The sequence below is a fragment of the Novosphingobium acidiphilum DSM 19966 genome, assembly GCF_000429005.1.
Classification (GTDB): Bacteria; Pseudomonadota; Alphaproteobacteria; order Sphingomonadales; family Sphingomonadaceae; genus Novosphingobium; species Novosphingobium acidiphilum.
Window position 1 is genome coordinate 23,859 of the sequence record NZ_AUBA01000016.1, and the last position, 15,017, is coordinate 38,875.

The 15,017-nt window shown below is 66.0% G+C and carries 17 protein-coding genes; 9 read left to right on the forward strand and 8 right to left on the reverse strand.

The genetic code is table 11. The annotated features are described in order from the left end of the window. Positions 1-2 precede the first annotated feature (2 nt). Complete coding sequence (locus G404_RS0113520; protein WP_028641562.1) at positions 3-1,508, reverse strand: YifB family Mg chelatase-like AAA ATPase; 1,506 nt, start codon at positions 1,506-1,508, stop codon at positions 3-5. 180 nt (positions 1,509-1,688) lie between these two features. On the opposite strand from G404_RS0113520, the gene G404_RS0113525 reads away from it, so the two are divergent. Continuing rightward, positions 1,689-2,411 carry a hypothetical protein gene (locus tag G404_RS0113525; protein WP_211230787.1) on the forward strand — a complete coding sequence of 241 codons (723 nt, stop codon included), beginning with the start codon at positions 1,689-1,691 and terminating at the stop codon, positions 2,409-2,411. Here the strand turns inward: G404_RS0113525 and G404_RS0113530 are convergent. After that, entirely contained in the window at positions 2,408-2,707 is a 300-nt protein-coding gene (locus tag G404_RS0113530; RefSeq protein ID WP_028641564.1) for a hypothetical protein, read from the reverse strand. The genes G404_RS0113525 and G404_RS0113530 overlap by 4 nt on opposite strands. Positions 2,708-2,836: 129 nt before the next feature. Here G404_RS0113530 and G404_RS0113535 point away from each other — a divergent pair, with 129 nt between their 5' ends. From G404_RS0113535 to G404_RS0113555, 5 genes are all read left to right on the forward strand, one after another. Further along, the gene (locus tag G404_RS0113535; RefSeq protein ID WP_028641565.1) at positions 2,837-3,268 is read left to right on the forward strand and encodes a CBS domain-containing protein; all 432 of its coding nucleotides are present in this window, start codon (positions 2,837-2,839) and stop codon (positions 3,266-3,268) included. 31 nt (positions 3,269-3,299) lie between these two features. Continuing rightward, on the forward strand, positions 3,300-3,632 hold the full coding sequence (locus G404_RS0113540) for a HesB/IscA family protein (RefSeq protein ID WP_028641566.1): 333 nt from the start codon (positions 3,300-3,302) through the stop codon (positions 3,630-3,632). After that, on the forward strand, positions 3,629-4,426 hold the full coding sequence (xth, locus tag G404_RS0113545) for an exodeoxyribonuclease III (RefSeq protein WP_028641567.1): 798 nt from the start codon (positions 3,629-3,631) through the stop codon (positions 4,424-4,426). The genes G404_RS0113540 and xth overlap by 4 nt, the downstream gene beginning before the upstream one ends. A gap of 255 nt (positions 4,427-4,681) precedes the next feature. Continuing rightward, positions 4,682-4,825 (forward strand): hypothetical protein, encoded by a 144-nt coding sequence (locus tag G404_RS20665; RefSeq protein ID WP_169719710.1) that lies wholly within the window; start codon positions 4,682-4,684, stop codon positions 4,823-4,825. A 43-nt stretch (positions 4,826-4,868) separates the two neighbouring features. Then, positions 4,869-5,333, forward strand: coding sequence for a Fur family transcriptional regulator (locus tag G404_RS0113555; RefSeq protein ID WP_028641568.1), 465 nt, complete (start codon positions 4,869-4,871; stop codon positions 5,331-5,333). Between the two features lie 4 nt (positions 5,334-5,337). Here G404_RS0113555 and G404_RS0113560 read toward each other — a convergent pair whose 3' ends face one another. Continuing rightward, positions 5,338-5,871, reverse strand: a complete 534-nt coding sequence (locus G404_RS0113560; protein WP_028641569.1) for a GNAT family N-acetyltransferase — start codon at positions 5,869-5,871, stop codon at positions 5,338-5,340. Positions 5,872-5,968: 97 nt separating this feature from the next. On the opposite strand from G404_RS0113560, the gene dxs reads away from it, so the two are divergent. Further along, positions 5,969-7,891, forward strand: a complete 1,923-nt coding sequence (dxs, locus tag G404_RS0113565) for a 1-deoxy-D-xylulose-5-phosphate synthase (RefSeq protein ID WP_028641570.1) — start codon at positions 5,969-5,971, stop codon at positions 7,889-7,891. 48 nt (positions 7,892-7,939) lie between these two features. Here the strand turns inward: dxs and G404_RS0113570 are convergent, their stop codons facing one another. From G404_RS0113570 to G404_RS0113590, 5 genes are read right to left on the reverse strand one after another with little or no spacing between them, the layout of a single operon-like run. Further along, on the reverse strand, positions 7,940-8,782 hold the full coding sequence (locus tag G404_RS0113570) for an HAD-IIA family hydrolase (protein ID WP_028641571.1): 843 nt from the start codon (positions 8,780-8,782) through the stop codon (positions 7,940-7,942). Then, a complete protein-coding gene (locus G404_RS0113575) occupies positions 8,779-10,248 on the reverse strand; it encodes an acetyl-CoA carboxylase (protein WP_028641572.1) in 1,470 nt (489 codons plus the stop codon). Before G404_RS0113575 ends, G404_RS0113570 begins: the two co-directional genes overlap by 4 nt. Then, entirely contained in the window at positions 10,245-11,579 is a 1,335-nt protein-coding gene (locus tag G404_RS0113580) for an acetyl-CoA carboxylase biotin carboxylase subunit (protein ID WP_028641573.1), read from the reverse strand. Before G404_RS0113580 ends, G404_RS0113575 begins: the two co-directional genes overlap by 4 nt. Next, positions 11,576-12,037 (reverse strand): acetyl-CoA carboxylase biotin carboxyl carrier protein, encoded by a 462-nt coding sequence (locus tag G404_RS0113585; RefSeq protein WP_084601332.1) that lies wholly within the window; start codon positions 12,035-12,037, stop codon positions 11,576-11,578. The genes G404_RS0113580 and G404_RS0113585 overlap by 4 nt, the downstream gene beginning before the upstream one ends. Beyond that, positions 12,034-13,248, reverse strand: a complete 1,215-nt coding sequence (locus tag G404_RS0113590; RefSeq protein WP_028641575.1) for a Tm-1-like ATP-binding domain-containing protein — start codon at positions 13,246-13,248, stop codon at positions 12,034-12,036. The genes G404_RS0113585 and G404_RS0113590 overlap by 4 nt, the downstream gene beginning before the upstream one ends. 161 nt (positions 13,249-13,409) lie before the next feature. Here G404_RS0113590 and G404_RS20400 point away from each other — a divergent pair, with 161 nt between their 5' ends. Both G404_RS20400 and G404_RS0113600 read left to right on the forward strand, forming a co-directional pair. Then, positions 13,410-13,550 carry a hypothetical protein gene (locus tag G404_RS20400; RefSeq protein ID WP_156906303.1) on the forward strand — a complete coding sequence of 47 codons (141 nt, stop codon included), beginning with the start codon at positions 13,410-13,412 and terminating at the stop codon, positions 13,548-13,550. A 118-nt stretch (positions 13,551-13,668) separates the two neighbouring features. Next, the gene (locus G404_RS0113600; protein WP_028641577.1) at positions 13,669-14,907 is read left to right on the forward strand and encodes an MFS transporter; all 1,239 of its coding nucleotides are present in this window, start codon (positions 13,669-13,671) and stop codon (positions 14,905-14,907) included. Positions 14,908-15,017 lie beyond the last annotated feature (110 nt).

The following is a 15,017-nucleotide window of genomic DNA, read 5'->3' on the forward strand; positions in this document are numbered from 1 at the left end:
CGTTACGCGCGCGGCGCCATCCGCCGATAACTCAGCGCCTCGGCCACATGCACCCGGGTCACCTGGTCGGCCCCGGCCAGGTCGGCGATGGTCCGCGCGACGCGCAGAATGCGGGTATAGCCGCGCGCCGACAGCTTCATCGCGGTGGCCGCGCGGGTCAACAGATCCTGGCCGGCCACATCGGGCCGGGCATGGGTTTCCAGCATGTCGCCATCGAGTTCGGCATTGCTGCGCCGTCCGGTACCCGCCAGGCGCGCCGTCTGGCGCGCGCGGGCCACGGCCACGCGGGCTGCCACATCGGCCGATCCCTCGACAGGCGGAGGCAGCGCCATGTCGCTGGCGGCCACCGGGTCGACTTCGACGTGCAGGTCGATACGGTCGAGCAAGGGGCCCGAGATCCGGCCCTGGTAATCCGCAGCGCAGCGCGGCGCGCGGCTGCACGCCAGCGCAGGGTCGGCCAGATGCCCGCAGCGGCACGGGTTCATCGCCGCGATCAGCTGCACCCGCGCCGGAAATGTTACATGCGCGTTGGCGCGCGCCACGGTGACTTCGCCGGTTTCCAGCGGCTGGCGCAGCGAATCGAGCGCAGCGCGCTGAAATTCGGGCAATTCATCGAGGAACAGCACGCCCAGATGCGCCAGGCTGACTTCGCCCGGACGCGCCCTGGCCCCGCCGCCGGTCAGTGCGGCGATCGATGCCGAATGGTGCGGACTGCGGAACGGGCGGGCGCGGCTGATCCGCCCGTCTTCCAGCGTGCCCGCGACCGAGGCGACCATCGACACCTCGAGCGCTTCACCCGGGGTCAGCGGCGGCAGAATGCCCGGCAGGCACGCCGCCATCAACGATTTGCCCGCACCGGGTGGCCCCACCATCAACAGGTTGTGCCCGCCGGCCGCGGCGATTTCGAGCGCGCGACGCGCGACTTCCTGCCCTTTGACCTGTTTCAGATCGGGGCCGCGCGCCGGCGGATCAGGTTCGCCCGGCGGCGGCGGGGGCAGGGTCTGCGTCCCCTTGAAATGGTTCAGCAGGCCGATCAGGTCGGGTGCGGCCAGCACTGCCGTCCCGGCCCAGCTTGCCTCGGTGCCTTGGCCTGCGGGGCAGATCAGGCCGCGGTCGCTGGCGCCTGCGTGCAGCGCGGCCAGCAGCACGCCGGGGCTGGGGATGATCCGCCCGTCAAGCGCCAGTTCGCCCACCGCCACCTGCTCGGCCAGCGCCTCGCGATCGATCACCCCCATCGCGCTCAAAAGTGCAAGCGCGATCGGCAGGTCGTAATGCGATCCCTCTTTGGGCAGATCGGCGGGCGACAGATTGACCGTGATGCGCTTGGGCGGCAGCGACAGGCCCATTGCGGCCAGCGCCGAATGCACGCGTTCGCGGCTTTCGCCCACAGCCTTGTCGGGCAGGCCGACCACGCGAAAGCTGGGCAGGCCCGACGACAGCTGGCACTGCACCTCGACGCTGCGCGCCTCGAGCCCGAGATAGGCGACTGTCGCCACGACTGCGACCATGGATTTCGATGTGCCCCCCGTTCGTGCCCGAGCTCCTGCCTAGACCGCACAGGCCCTTGCGGCCAAGGGGCCGATCTCAGCCGATTTGGCGCAATTTCTTGCCAAACAGGGTAAACCCGCAATTCACTGCAAGCTTTTCCGGCCCGGCAAGACCTTGCCGTCACCGTGGTGCGCATGTGGATGCGTGCGATCGCCCTGTGTGTGCTGGCCCTGGGTGCCATGGGCCCCCCGGCCTTTGCCGATGCGCCGGCGCCCACGGTGTCGGTGCGCAGCTGGACCGATGCGGCGGGCGTGCAATGGACCGAGACCACCACCGTCGAAACCGGCCCCGAAACTGGCGAGGGCGCCAACCGCCTGGTCGGGGTGGCCGCGCAAACCGCGGATGCCGGGATCGCCCGGTTCGGCCCCTTTGTCGTGATCGACGCTGCGCATGCCGCGCTGGTCGATGCGACCGACGCGCATAGCCCGGCGCGGTTTGCCGCGATGCTGCGCGCGTTTCCTGCGATCCGTGTGCTGGAACTGGTCGATTGCCCCGGCACATATGATGATGCCGCCAATCTGCGCCTGGGCCGGATGATCCGCGCGCATGCGCTGACAACCGATGTGCCGCGCGGCGGGTCGGTGCGGTCGGGCGCGGTCGATCTGTTTGTGGCAGGGATCATCCGCCATGCCGCGCCCGATGCCGATTTCGGCGTGCATGCCTGGCAGGACGATATCGGGCGCGGCCCCGGCGATTTTGCCGCCGACGCCCCCGTCAACCGCGCCTATCTGGCCTATTACCATGCCATGGGCATGGACCTGCGCACCGCCGCCGCGTTCTATGCTTTGACCAATTCGGCGCCCAATACGGGCGTGCGCTGGTTGCACACCGCTGATATCGCCCGCTTTGTACCGCTGCGTTAACGCCAGGTCTCGTCGTCGAGCGGGTCGTCGATCGCATCGTCATGCCCGCTGCGGTGCGATACGAACACCAGCCCCATCAGCGCGCCGATCGTCATGATCATCAGCCCAAATCCCAGCGCGGTGGCGATATAGAGGTGGATCGAGACCAGGCCGAATTCGTGATACAGCAGGACCCACACCACGCCAATCACGCCCAGCGACAGTTCCGCGCTCCATCGCAGCATGCGGCGATAATGCGCCCAGGCGCGTTTCGCCGTGGCGGGATCGTCAAGCGGGGACCAGCGGGGATCTGCCATGGGAAAACTCCATGCGCCCATACCGCAGGCGCGGCAATCGCCTTGCACCCGATCGCAGTTGTGTCATGCTCATGATCGCGTCGCAAACGACAGCCGTTCTTTTGGGAAGCGCGTAAAGGGGATGATGCCATGACGATTGCAAGGCTGATTGCCGGACGGTCGGGCCCGGTCTGGACCGTTCATGCCGATGACACCGTGGACAGCGCGATCGGGCTTTTGGCCGAACGGCGGATCGGTGCGGTTCCGGTCCAGGACGCCGGGGTCGAAGTGGCCGGCATCTTTTCCGAACGCGACGTGCTCTATTCGCTGCGCCGCCACGGCTCGGTCGTGCTGACGCGCAAAGTGCGCGAAGTGATGACCACGCCGGTGATTTCGGTCAGCCCCGAACAATCCGCGCTCGAGGCCCTGGCACTGATGACCCGGCGGCGGTTCCGTCACCTGCCGGTCATGGACGGGGGCAGGATGGTCGCGTTCATTTCGATCGGCGATCTGGTCAAATATCGCATTGAACGAATCGAGGCCGAAGCCGACGCCATGCGCGAATATATTCAATCCGCTTGAGCATCGCGCCGCGCCACCCTATCTTGGGCAGATGAACGCCCCCACCATCATCTTGTCCCCCAGCGCAGCCGCGCGCGTCGCGGCGATTGCCGCGCGCCAGGCAAAGCCTGCGATCCTGCGTCTGTCGGTCGAGGGCGGCGGGTGTTCGGGTTTCCAGTACAAGTTCGGCCTGGCCGATGCGCCCGAGGGCGATGACGTGATTGCCGAGGTCGATGGCGTACGGCTGGTGGTCGATCCGGTCAGCCTCGACCTGGTGGCCGGCGCCACGGTCGATTATGTCGAATCGCTGGGCGGTGCAGCCTTCAAGGTGGAAAATCCGCAGGCCGCATCGGGCTGCGGCTGCGGGGCCAGCTTCAGCGTATGAACGCAAGGTCCACGGGTGCGGTCACCATCGCCTCGTTCAATGTCAACGGTATCAAGGCGCGGCTGCCCCGCCTGATCGAATGGCTGGAAGAAACCCGGCCCGATGTCGCGTGTCTGCAGGAAATCAAGACGCAGGACGAAGGCTTTCCCGCGGCCGATCTGGCCGCCATCGGGTATCAGGCGATCTGGCAGGGGCAAAAAGGCTTCAACGGGGTGGCGATCCTGGCGCGCGGCGAACAACCGGTCGAGGTGCAGCGCGGATTGCCTGGCGATCCCGAGGACGAACAGTCGCGTTACCTTGAAGCCGAAGTGTTCGGCATTCGCGTGGCCGGCATCTACCTGCCCAACGGCAATCCGCAGCCGGGGCCGAAATTCGATTACAAGCTGCGCTGGATGGATCGCCTCGCCACGCGGATGACGGCGATCTATGCCCAAGAAGTGCCCGCGGTGGTGATCGGCGATTACAACGTGATCCCCAATGATGCCGATATCTGGGACCCGCGCGCCATGGCCGAAGACGCGCTGATGCAGCCCGCGTCGCGCGCCGCCTATCGCCGGTTGATGGCAGCGGGCTGGACCGACGCGCTGGCCACGCACAACCCGCGTGGCGGGGTGTGGACATATTGGGATTACCAGGCCGGGGCCTGGCAGCGCGATCACGGATTTCGCATCGATCATGCGTTGCTGTCGCCCGAACTGGCCGACCGTCTGATCGCCACGGGCGTCGACAAGGTGTTTCGCGGTCGCGAAAGGGCGAGCGATCACGCCCCCGTGTGGGTGCGTGTATCGCGCTGATCCGCGCGCCATGCACGACCGGTTGCCGTGCCTGGTGATCGACAGGTTGCGCTGATTTCCCTTAATAACCGCTTGTAAAACTGCCGCGACAAATCCATCTGGCGGGGACGGTCATGGTTCGCGTGTCGGGCATGACGCAAGTGCGAAGCGGGGCCACCCCCGCCTTGTGCGGCAATCGGCCGGCGCACCCGCGCACCGGCCCGAACCCGGCCTTTCCCCCGAACGGCCGGCAACAAGAATGGAAAGCTGTTCGCAATGTCGCCATTCGGCAAGGATTTCTACCGCGCGCTGGTGATCGGATTCCTGATCGGGTGTGCGGGCATGGCGCTAAGCGCCAATGGACTGGCGGTCCACGCCAATGCCGCGCCGGCGGGCCCGATTGCGGGCGTCCACCGCTGATTGCACCCTTTCACAGGCGGGCTGGCTGGCCTATCGTGGTGCGATGACCGGGCACCTTCATCATGACCTTGCGGGCGAACGCCTGATCGACGCGGCACGCGACTGTCTGGTTGCGGCGGGCGAACAGTGGACCGAAATGCGCGGCGACGTGTTCGAGGCGCTGGCTGCGCGCGCCACCCCGGCATCGGCCTACGACATCGCCGAAAGCGTCGGCACGGCACGCGCGCGCCGGGTGGCGGCCAACACCGTCTATCGCATTCTCGACCTGTTCGTGCGCGCCAATCTGGCCCGCCGGGTGGAAAGCGCGAATGCCTATGTGGCCAACCCGCACCCCGGTTGCCGCCACGACTGCATCTTTTTGATCTGCGACGTGTGCGGCAACGCCACGCATATCGATGATGACCGGCTGACCGGCGCCTTGCGCGATGCGGCCAACCACGCCGGTTTTGCCGATGTACGCCCGGTGGTGGAAATCCGCGGGACGTGCAGCCGCTGCGTCGCGGCCTGACGTTTCAGAATTCCTTGCGCATCCGCTTCAACGGCACGGGCGCACCGCCGCGATCGTCCGTGATGTCTTCAAGCACGCGATACCCGGCCGACAGGTACAGCGGGACCCCGGCCATCGTGCCCATCAGTTCGCAAGACGCAAAGCCTTCGGCGCGCGCGGCCGCTTCGCAATGGGCCAGCAGCGCGCGGCCGACCCCGCGCCGGGCAAAGGCGGGGTGGGTATACATCGCGCGGATGCGTGCAGGTTCGGTGGCGGGATCGAGCAGGCGCGGTTCGCGCAGGCCTGCGCTGTGATCGCCGCCATACAGCGTGGCACGGCGGCTCCAGCCGCCGCATCCGGCGATGGCCTGGTCCATCTCGGCGATGAAATAGGTGCCATCGGTCACCAGCTGCTGATCCAGCCCCATGACCGCACGGCTTGATTCGATCTGGTCTGCCGACAGAAATCCCAGTTGCAACTGGCCGATCGCGGCATCCATGATCGCACGCAGGGCATCGAGATCGGCGGTGGCCGCGACGCGGAACGAAAGTGTTGTCATGCCGGGCCTTCCTGGGCCGGGAAGACGATTGCGGCAATCCCTTTTTGCGCACAACGTGACGTTCGACATGTCCTGAATCAGAGTGTAAGGTCGCCCGATGACCGAAAAACCGGCAACACCGCTTCTCGATACGGTCGATATCCCGGCCGACCTGCGCAAGCTCCCACCGTCGCAGCTGCGACAGCTCGCCGATGAACTGCGCGCCGAAATGATCGCCGCGGTCGGCCAGACCGGCGGGCATCTGGGGTCGGGGCTGGGCGTGGTCGAACTGACCGTCGCCGTGCACTACGTGTTCAACACGCCCGATGACAAACTGGTGTGGGATGTCGGCCACCAGGCCTATCCGCACAAGATCCTGACCGGGCGGCGCGATCGTATCCGCACTTTGCGCCAGGGCGGCGGGCTGTCGGGTTTTACCCGCCGCAGCGAAAGCGAATACGATCCGTTCGGTGCGGCGCATTCGTCGACCTCGATCTCGGCAGCGCTGGGTTTTGCGATTGCCAACAAGATGTCGGGCAGGCCTGGCAAGGGAATTGCGGTGATCGGCGACGGCGCGATGAGCGCGGGCATGGCCTACGAGGCGATGAACAATGCCGAGGCCGCGGGCAACCGGCTGATCGTCATCCTGAATGACAACGACATGTCGATCGCGCCGCCGGTGGGCGGGCTGTCGGCCTATCTGGCGCAGCTGGTGTCGTCGCGCCCGTTCCTCGAACTGCGCGATCTGGCCCGGCGGCTGACGCGGCGCCTGCCGCGGCCGCTGGCCACCGCCGCGCGCAAGACCGATGAATTCGCCCGTGGCCTGGCGATGGGCGGCACGCTGTTTGAAGAACTGGGTTTCTATTACGTCGGCCCGATCGACGGACACAATCTGGATCAGCTGATCCCGGTGCTGGAAAACGTCCGCGACGCCGCCGAAGGCCCGTGCCTGATCCATGTGGTCACGCAAAAGGGCAAAGGCTATGCCCCCGCCGAAGCCGCCGCCGACAAGTACCACGGCGTGCAGAAATTCAACGTGGTGACCGGCGAACAGGTCAAGAGCGCACCCGGCGCGCCGAGCTATACCACGGTGTTTGCCGACGCGCTGGTGGCCGAGGCCGATCGCGATCCGACGATCTGCGCGATCACCGCGGCGATGCCGTCGGGCACCGGGCTCGATCGCTTTGTCAAGGCGCATCCCGACCGCATGTTCGATGTCGGCATTGCCGAACAGCACGCGGTGACCTTTGCCGCGGGTCTTGCCGCGCAAGGCATGCGCCCGTTCTGCGCAATCTATTCGACTTTCCTGCAACGCGCCTATGACCAGGTGGTGCACGACGTGGCGATCCAGAACCTGCCGGTGCGCTTTGCGATCGATCGCGCCGGGCTGGTCGGGGCCGACGGCGCCACCCATGCCGGTTCGTTCGACGTAACCTATCTTGCCAGCCTGCCCAACATGGTGGTGATGGCCGCCGCCGACGAGGCGGAACTGGTGCACATGACCCACACCGCCGCCATGCACGATACCGGGCCGATTGCGTTTCGTTATCCGCGCGGCAATGGCACCGGCGCGGCGATGCCCAAGGTTCCCGAACGGCTGGAAATCGGCAAGGGGCGGCTGGTGCGCGAAGGCAGCAAAGTCGCCATCCTGTCGCTGGGCACGCGTCTGGCCGAGGCGCTGCTGGCGGCCGATCAGCTTGATGCGCGCGGTTTGCCGACCACGGTTGCCGACATGCGCTTTGCCAAGCCGTTGGACGAAGCGCTGATCCGTCGCCTGATCCTCAGCCACGATGTCGTGATCACGATCGAGGAAGGATCGATCGGCGGGCTTGGCGCGCATGTGCTGACGATGGCCAGCGACGAAGGCCTGACCGACAACGGGCTGAAAATCCGCACGATGCGCCTGCCCGATGCGTTCCAGGACCACGAGGCACCCGACAAGCAGTATGATACCGCCGGGCTGACCGCGCCGCATATCGTCGAAACCGTGCTGAAAGCTTTGCGTCACAACAGCGCGGGCGTGCAGGAAGCCAGGGCCTGACCGATCGCGGCGCGTTCGCGAAGGGCGAACGCTGACGTGCGTTATACGCTAAAGCGCGTCGTGCAGCAGTCTCAGGCGGTCGATCACCGCGTGGGGCTGTTGATTGGGCTTCAGCATCGCAAGTGTTTCGGGTTTCATGATGCCGGTGGTCATGCCGATGCCGGTGGCACCGGTGTTGTGCGCCATGCGCATTTCCAGCGCCGGATCATCGCCCACGATCACGATGCGGCTGCGGTCGCGGCGCGCAATGCCCATCGCATCGGCGGCGGCTTCGAACGCGATGCGCGACGGTTTGCCCAGCACTTTGGCCTTTTTGCCGGTCATCGCGGTGATCATCGTGTTGATGGCAAAACTGGCGCCGATGCCCCGCCCGTTTGCGGTGGCGAAAAACGGCACATGGCTGGCAGTGGTCAGCACCGCGCCCGCCCAGACCGAATGGCACGCGGCTTCAAGATCGGGAAACGTGAAGTCGCGGTGCCACCCGGTATAGACGGCCTGTACATCGTTGGCGGGTTCGGCTGCGCCGATGCAGGTGATGCCCAGATCGCGCAACGGCGCAGCCACCCCGGCATTGCCCAGCACGCGCACGCGCGTGATGCCCCGTCTGACAAACCAGGCCGCGGCCGATGACGATGGCGTCATCATTTGCGCATCGGCCAGAGCGAACCCGGCCTGGCGCAACGATGCGGCATAGGCGGCGGGTGGCTTTGCCGTGCCGTTGGTGAACACGGTCAACGGCACACCTTTGGCGGCAATCGCGGCCAGCAGATCGATCGCACCCGGCAGCGCCTGGTGCCCGCCGCTGGCTGCATCGCCCAGCGCGATCGTGCCGTCCATGTCGAAAATGAAGGCGCTGGCATGACGCACGCGTTCGGCGATATCGGGTGTCACAGCGCGGCTCCGGCATGAAGGGCGATGCGCAGGCCGGGGCGTTCGATGACGATGTCTTTCGCCGCCGGACGCGCGGCCAATTCGCGCAGCAGTTTGAACAAGGGTGCGGCTTCGGGGGTATAGGTCGCGCGGCTGCGTCCGGCGGCCAGCATGGCATCGACCTGGTCGGCAGGCATCACCGCGCGCAGCAGGAATTCTTCGTCGGGCATGTGCCGGCCGAACGTCTTGCGCAGATCGCCCAGCGCGGGAAAATCGCCTTCTTGCGCCAGTTCGCGCGCGCGCGGACGGTCAAGGATCGCTGCCTCGACCGCCGGATCGACCGGCCGCGTCGGCTTGCCGAATTTGCCCATGACATAGCGGATCACCTGATCGCTGACTTGGGCGTAGCGGCGATCGCCGATCACGTTGAACAGCGCCTGGCTCATCACCATTTGCGGAAACGGGGTGACCATGATCGGATAGCCAAGCTCGGCGCGGACCTGTTCGGTTTCGGCGATGACCGCGGGCAGCCGGTCGCCCATGCCAAGCTCTTCCAGCTGGCGCTTGGTCGTCGTCATCACCCCCCCGGCGATCTGGTGGCGCAGGAAACTGGCATCGAAGGCCTGGGGGCGGCCCGGTGGCAGTCCTTCGGCAAAGGCCAGGCGCGTCCAGTAGTCGGACAACTGGCGCAAGGTGGCGCGGTCGATCGCGACATCGTGCCCCGCCTCGATCAGATTGGCGACCATGCGTTCCGCTTCGGGCAGCGACGATCCGTCGCCGCCCGGGCCGATGCCGACATGGATGGCCGAAATGCCCAGTTGCGCCGCCTCGAGCGAGGACAATTCGCCCAGGCCCAGCGTGTTGTGCGCGTGGATTTCCAGCGGGCGATTGCCGATCACCGCCTTGACCGCCGGCGCCAGCGTGCGCACCCGATCGACCGACAGCAATCCGCTGGGGTCCTTGATATAAAACAGGTCGATATGCGGGCTGGCCATCAGCGCTTTGGCAAAGCCTGCATAAAAGGCGTCGTCGTGCACGTCGGACAGCGTGAACGTCAGCGCGGCCATCACTTCGGCCTCGCCCTCGTGCTTGATGATCCGCGCCGCCTCGATCACCGCGGGGACTTCGTGCATCGGATCGAGCACGACAAACCGCCGGATGCCGCAATCCTGCAACGCACGATAGACCAGGCGCATGAATTCGGGATCGGCCTGCTGCCACGCGATAAAGCGCAAACCCGTGGTGATCAGTTGCAGCGGCGTGGTGGGCATCGCGGCGCGCATCCGCCGGATGCGTTCCCACGGGTTGTTGCGGAAATAGCGGACCGCGACGGCCATATGGCTTGACGAGGTGAAATCGACCGCGCGAAACCCGGCGCGTTCGGTCAGTGCGGCGGCCTGCAACATGTGCGCGGTGTTCAGCCCGGTGGCCCCCCACAGCGACTGGTTGCCGTCGCGCATTGTAACATCGACCAGCTGGATCGTCATGCGGTCAGCCCTTCGAAAAAGCGCGTGTCGACCCCGCCTGCGATAAACCGGGCGTCTTGCACAATCGCGCGGTGCAGATCGCGCGTGGTGTCGACGCCTTCGATGCACAGGCGATCGAGCGCGCGGCCGAGCAAGGCCACCGCCTCGGCCCGGGTGGGGGCCGATACGATCAGCTTGCCCAACAGCGAATCGTAATACGGCGGCACTTCGCCGCCGCTGGCGATATGCGTGTCGATGCGGATGCCAGGCCCGGCAGGCCAGGCCGCGCGCGTTACCGTGCCCGGCGATGGGCGGAAATCCGCGCGCCAGTCTTCGGCATTGATGCGCACTTCGATCGCGTGGCCCAGCAGTTGCACATCGCTTTGCCGCAGTGCGAGCCGGGCGCCGCCGGCGATCAGCAATTGCTGTTCGATCAGGTCGATCCCGGTGATCGCCTCGGTCACCGGGTGTTCAACCTGGATGCGCGCGTTCATTTCCAGGAAATAGAATTCGAAGGTTTCGGCATCGACCAGAAATTCGACCGTTCCTGCGCCCTTGTAGCCAAGATGGCGCGCCAGGTTGACCGCTGCGGATTCGATCGCGGCGCGCCTGTCATCGGGCATCGCCGGCGCAGGGGCTTCCTCGACCAGTTTCTGGAACCGGCGCTGGATCGAACAGTCGCGCGTGCCCAGGTGGATCGCGGTGTTTCCGTCGCCCAGCACTTGCACTTCGACATGGCGGCCGCGCGCGATGAAGCGTTCGACATAGACGCGCGGGTCGCCAAAGGCGGCCTGCGCCTCGGCCATGGCCATGTCGATCTGCGCATCAAGCTGGTCGGGCGCGTCGACGCGCTTCATCCCGCGTCCGCCGCCGCCCGACACCGCCTTGAGCAACAGCGGATATCCGGTGCGTTCGGCCTGCGCGCGCGCCGCCGCCTTGTCGCCGGCTTCGCCGCCCGGCACCACCGGCAGGCCGGCTTCGATGCCGACGGTGCGCGCCATCAGCTTGTCGCCCATCGCGGTCAGGCTGGACAGGTCCGGCCCGACAAAGCGGATGCCGGCGGCCGCCACGGCGCGGGCAAAGGCAGCGTTTTCCGACAGGAACCCGTATCCCGGATGGATCGCATCGGCGCCCGCAGCCACCGCGGCCGCAACCACCGCATCGCTATCGAGGTAGGATTGCGCGGACGGGGCAGGGCCGATCACGGCGACGTCATCCGCGCTGCGCGCCGGCAGGCTGCGCGCATCGGCCGCCGATGCGCCCAGGATCGTGACGATGCCCATGCGGCGCGCGGTGCGGATGATCCGCAGCGCGATTTCGCCGCGATTGGCGATGAACAGGCGGCGGATCATGCCTGCGGCTCGGTCAGCCGCATCAGCGCCTCGCCTTTGGCGATCATCGTCGCGTTGTCGACCAGGATCGCGTCGATCACGCCGTGAACCCCGGCATGGACCGGGTTCATCAGCTTCATCGTTTCGATGATCCCGACCACCGTGTCGGGGCTGACCGTGGCACCCGGTTCGACAAATGGCGGTGCCCCGGGGGCTGGCGCACGATAGAATGTGCCGGGCAGCGGCGCGTGCACGCACAGGCCCGTCTCGGCTGCGGGGGCCTGGGTTGCGACGGCCGCTGTGCCGGGCAGCGTGTCATCGGCCAGCGACCAGTCCTGGGTCATGCCCTGGCCATCGCGCGCCACGCGCAGGCGGAACCGCGCGGTGGTGATGTCGATGCGGTCATAGGCGGTGCCATCCAGGATCGCGGCGATTTCGGCGACATCGTCGGGGGTCAGCGGCAGGTCGGGCATGCTCATCGGGCGATCATTTCGCGGGCGGCGGCGATAATCGCATCGGAAAACGCGACATCGTTGAAATGCGCGTCGATCGCGGTCACCGGAATGTGCGCGGGCATCACCCGTTTGAGATAATCGGCAAACGGGCCGGGCAGGCTGGTGTCCTGGATATGGCCATCGGGGCTGTCGTGGTTGGAAAAGCCGTGCAGCGGGGTGAACACGCGCACCGGCCCTGTGGCCTCGGCCACGATCGCCGCCAGATGATCGGCCAGACCCTGCAATTCGGGCAGACGCGTGCGCACCGCGGTCAGTTGCGGGTTGTGTTCGTGATACCGCGTGTCGGGGTATTGCAGGCGCGCGGCATCGATCGGCCCGGCGATGATGAAATCGGCATTGCCCGGGGCCCAGATCGTCGGCACGCCTTTGGCCATGCCCGCCTTGCCCCGGTTCGGCCCGGCATCGGCCAGGCCATGGTTCAGGTGATCGATGATCTCGGTCACTGACAGGTCGAGCACGAGTGCCACGTCGCGGTCGGCGGCAATGCTGTCGAGCGTCGGGCCCCCCGATCCCGACGAATGGAACACCATGACTTCCGCGCCATCGGCCTCAAGCGCCTCGCGGATGCGGCGCGTGCCCTTTTCGGTGGTGCCAAGCGTGGTCATCAGCACCAGCGGCTTGTCCTGCGTGCGGGCCGGGTCATAGCCGTGCGCCATGCCCGCCACCGCCAGCGCGCCGTTGCGGAACACGTCGCGGCTGATCGAATTGATCCCGGCGATATCGGTCACCGCGTTCAGCATCGCGATGTCCTTCACCCCCATGTACGGCGCAGTAAAGCCCGAGGCCATCGTCGAAACAATCAGCTTTGGCATGCCGTACGGCATCGATTGCATCAGTGCGCCGGCCAGCGCCGACCCCATCGATCCGCCCACCGCCAGAATGCCCGACAACGGATGCGCCGCGTGCCAGGCATGCGCGGCCTTGATCGATCCTTCGATCATCACCGCCTGGCATTTGCCTTCATGCCCCAGCGCGCGCACCGCTTCGATCGTCTGCCCGGCAGCACCGGCCACGGCTTCGGGCGAAATTTCCGCGCCACCCACGGTGCGGCGTACGCTGGGGTCCAGATGCACCACGGTCACACCCGCCGATTCGAGTGCGTGGCGCACAAAGCGCGCCTCTTCCTCTTTGGTGTCCTGGGTGATGACCAGCAGGACGCTGGGCTTTTCGGCCATGGCTCGCTCTCCGGAATTTTTCTTGATTGTATTTGTTGCATACAAAATGCAGGCCATCGCCCGATAGCGCAAGCGAAAATACAACCGGGGTAAGCCTGCTGAACCACCCCGCTGCTGCAGCAACGCTGTGCTTTGGCCAGCAGACCGGCCAGATCACGCAGATGGCCGATGTGGCAATCGCGATCGGGTTTGCCGGGCACATGCAGATCGAACCGATCCCGGTGACACCGGGCATGGTCGCAACCTTCGCGCGGTTCTGGCGCGTTTCGCAAGGCAAGGATCCGGTCCGACCCTTCACCTGACCCCGCCTTCCCTTTAGGGCAATCCGCGCCGCGTCGGGGCCGTGCCGATTGCGCTTGCGGACCGCCCAAAAATCTGTTTGTTTTACTTACAAAGAACAACACAGTGGGAGAGGGGGCTATGGCGCCGACCGGCAGGTCGAGCGGATACCGTATTGCGCTGGTGCTTCTGCTCAGCCTGAATTTCGGCATCCTGTTTTTCGACCGAAACGCGCTCAATTTTCTGATGCCCTACGTCCGCCCCGATCTGGGGCTGAACGACATGCAGGTCGGCATGCTGTCATCGGGCCTGTCGCTGACCTGGGCCATCGCCGGGTTTTCGGTCGGACGGATTTCCGATCGCATGGGATCGCGCAAGCCGATCATCATTGCCGCCACGCTGGCCTTTTGCGTCTGTTCGGTGGTGTCGGGTCTGGCGCAATCGTTCCTGATGCTGCTGGGCGCGCGCATCCTGATGGGCGCGGCCGAAGGCGGGGTGATGCCTGTCAGCCATTCGCTGATCGCGGCGCAAGTTTCCGAAAGCGAACGCGGGCTGGCAATGGGGGTGGCGCAGAACCTGGGGTCCAATGTGCTGGGATCATCGGTTGCGCCGCTGGTGCTGGTGCCGGTGGCGATCGCGTTCGGATGGCGCCACGCGTTCTTCATCGCGGCGGCGCCGGGCCTGTTGAGCGCCGCAATCCTGTGGTTTTTCCTGCAGGAACCGGCACGCGAAGTGCGCCATGCCGACGATCTGCCGCGGATGTCTCTGGGCCAGGCCTTTGCCGACCGCAATGTGCAACTGTGCGCGCTGATTGCGATCCTGCTGGTGTCCTACCTCGTCTGCTGCTGGGCGTTCATGCCGCTGTTTCTGACCGAAACGCGCCACTGGCCTGCCGATACCGCCAAATGGCTGATGGCCACGCTGGGTGTTTCGGCGGGCATCGGCAGCTTTGCGGTTGCGGCACTGTCGGACCGGATCGGGCGGCGGCCCGCAATTGTCGGATTTTCGCTGCTGGGCGCGATCCTGCCGCTTGGCGCGCTGTATCTGACAGACAACGCCTGGCTGCTGTCGGGGGTGTTCTTCATCGGCTGGGGGCTCAATGGCCTGTTTCCGCTGTTCATGGCGACGATCCCTTCGGAATCGGTCGATCCGCGGTTGACCGCGTCGTTGACAGGCCTGGTGATGGGGATCGGCGAAGTCATCGGCGGCGTGCTCAGCCCATCGCTGGCGGGTGGCCTGTCCGATCATTTTGGTCGCGCAGCAGTGATGTGGCTGATGCTCGGTCTGTGCCTTGCGGCAGCCATGGTTGGCTGTGGCCTGCGCGAGACGGCACCGCGCGTGTTGGCGCGGCGGATCGCCCCGGTAACCGCATGGGTTTAAAATTCGCGATTGACTTCGTTTGTTGTACATACAAATATGTGAGTGACACATACAAAATGTCGTGAAAAAATTTCGGTAGCAGGGACACCATCTGCGCCGGCACAAAGGGA

What these genes read in the sequence shown, in the direction of transcription:
- G404_RS0113520 (WP_028641562.1), bottom strand. Translation starts at nt 1,508, where the DNA reads ATGGTCGCAGTCGTGGCGACAGTCGCCTATCTCGGGCTCGAGGCGCGC.
- G404_RS0113525 (WP_211230787.1), top strand. Translation starts at nt 1,689, where the DNA reads ATGCGTGCGATCGCCCTGTGTGTGCTGGCCCTGGGTGCCATGGGCCCC.
- G404_RS0113530 (WP_028641564.1), bottom strand. Translation starts at nt 2,707, where the DNA reads ATGGCAGATCCCCGCTGGTCCCCGCTTGACGATCCCGCCACGGCGAAA.
- G404_RS0113535 (WP_028641565.1), top strand. Translation starts at nt 2,837, where the DNA reads ATGACGATTGCAAGGCTGATTGCCGGACGGTCGGGCCCGGTCTGGACC.
- G404_RS0113540 (WP_028641566.1), top strand. Translation starts at nt 3,300, where the DNA reads ATGAACGCCCCCACCATCATCTTGTCCCCCAGCGCAGCCGCGCGCGTC.
- xth (WP_028641567.1), top strand. Translation starts at nt 3,629, where the DNA reads ATGAACGCAAGGTCCACGGGTGCGGTCACCATCGCCTCGTTCAATGTC.
- G404_RS20665 (WP_169719710.1), top strand. Translation starts at nt 4,682, where the DNA reads ATGTCGCCATTCGGCAAGGATTTCTACCGCGCGCTGGTGATCGGATTC.
- G404_RS0113555 (WP_028641568.1), top strand. Translation starts at nt 4,869, where the DNA reads ATGACCGGGCACCTTCATCATGACCTTGCGGGCGAACGCCTGATCGAC.
- G404_RS0113560 (WP_028641569.1), bottom strand. Translation starts at nt 5,871, where the DNA reads ATGACAACACTTTCGTTCCGCGTCGCGGCCACCGCCGATCTCGATGCC.
- dxs (WP_028641570.1), top strand. Translation starts at nt 5,969, where the DNA reads ATGACCGAAAAACCGGCAACACCGCTTCTCGATACGGTCGATATCCCG.
- G404_RS0113575 (WP_028641572.1), bottom strand. Translation starts at nt 10,248, where the DNA reads ATGACGATCCAGCTGGTCGATGTTACAATGCGCGACGGCAACCAGTCG.
- G404_RS0113580 (WP_028641573.1), bottom strand. Translation starts at nt 11,579, where the DNA reads ATGATCCGCCGCCTGTTCATCGCCAATCGCGGCGAAATCGCGCTGCGG.
- G404_RS0113585 (WP_084601332.1), bottom strand. Translation starts at nt 12,037, where the DNA reads ATGAGCATGCCCGACCTGCCGCTGACCCCCGACGATGTCGCCGAAATC.
- G404_RS0113590 (WP_028641575.1), bottom strand. Translation starts at nt 13,248, where the DNA reads ATGGCCGAAAAGCCCAGCGTCCTGCTGGTCATCACCCAGGACACCAAA.
- G404_RS20400 (WP_156906303.1), top strand. Translation starts at nt 13,410, where the DNA reads ATGGCCGATGTGGCAATCGCGATCGGGTTTGCCGGGCACATGCAGATC.
- G404_RS0113600 (WP_028641577.1), top strand. Translation starts at nt 13,669, where the DNA reads ATGGCGCCGACCGGCAGGTCGAGCGGATACCGTATTGCGCTGGTGCTT.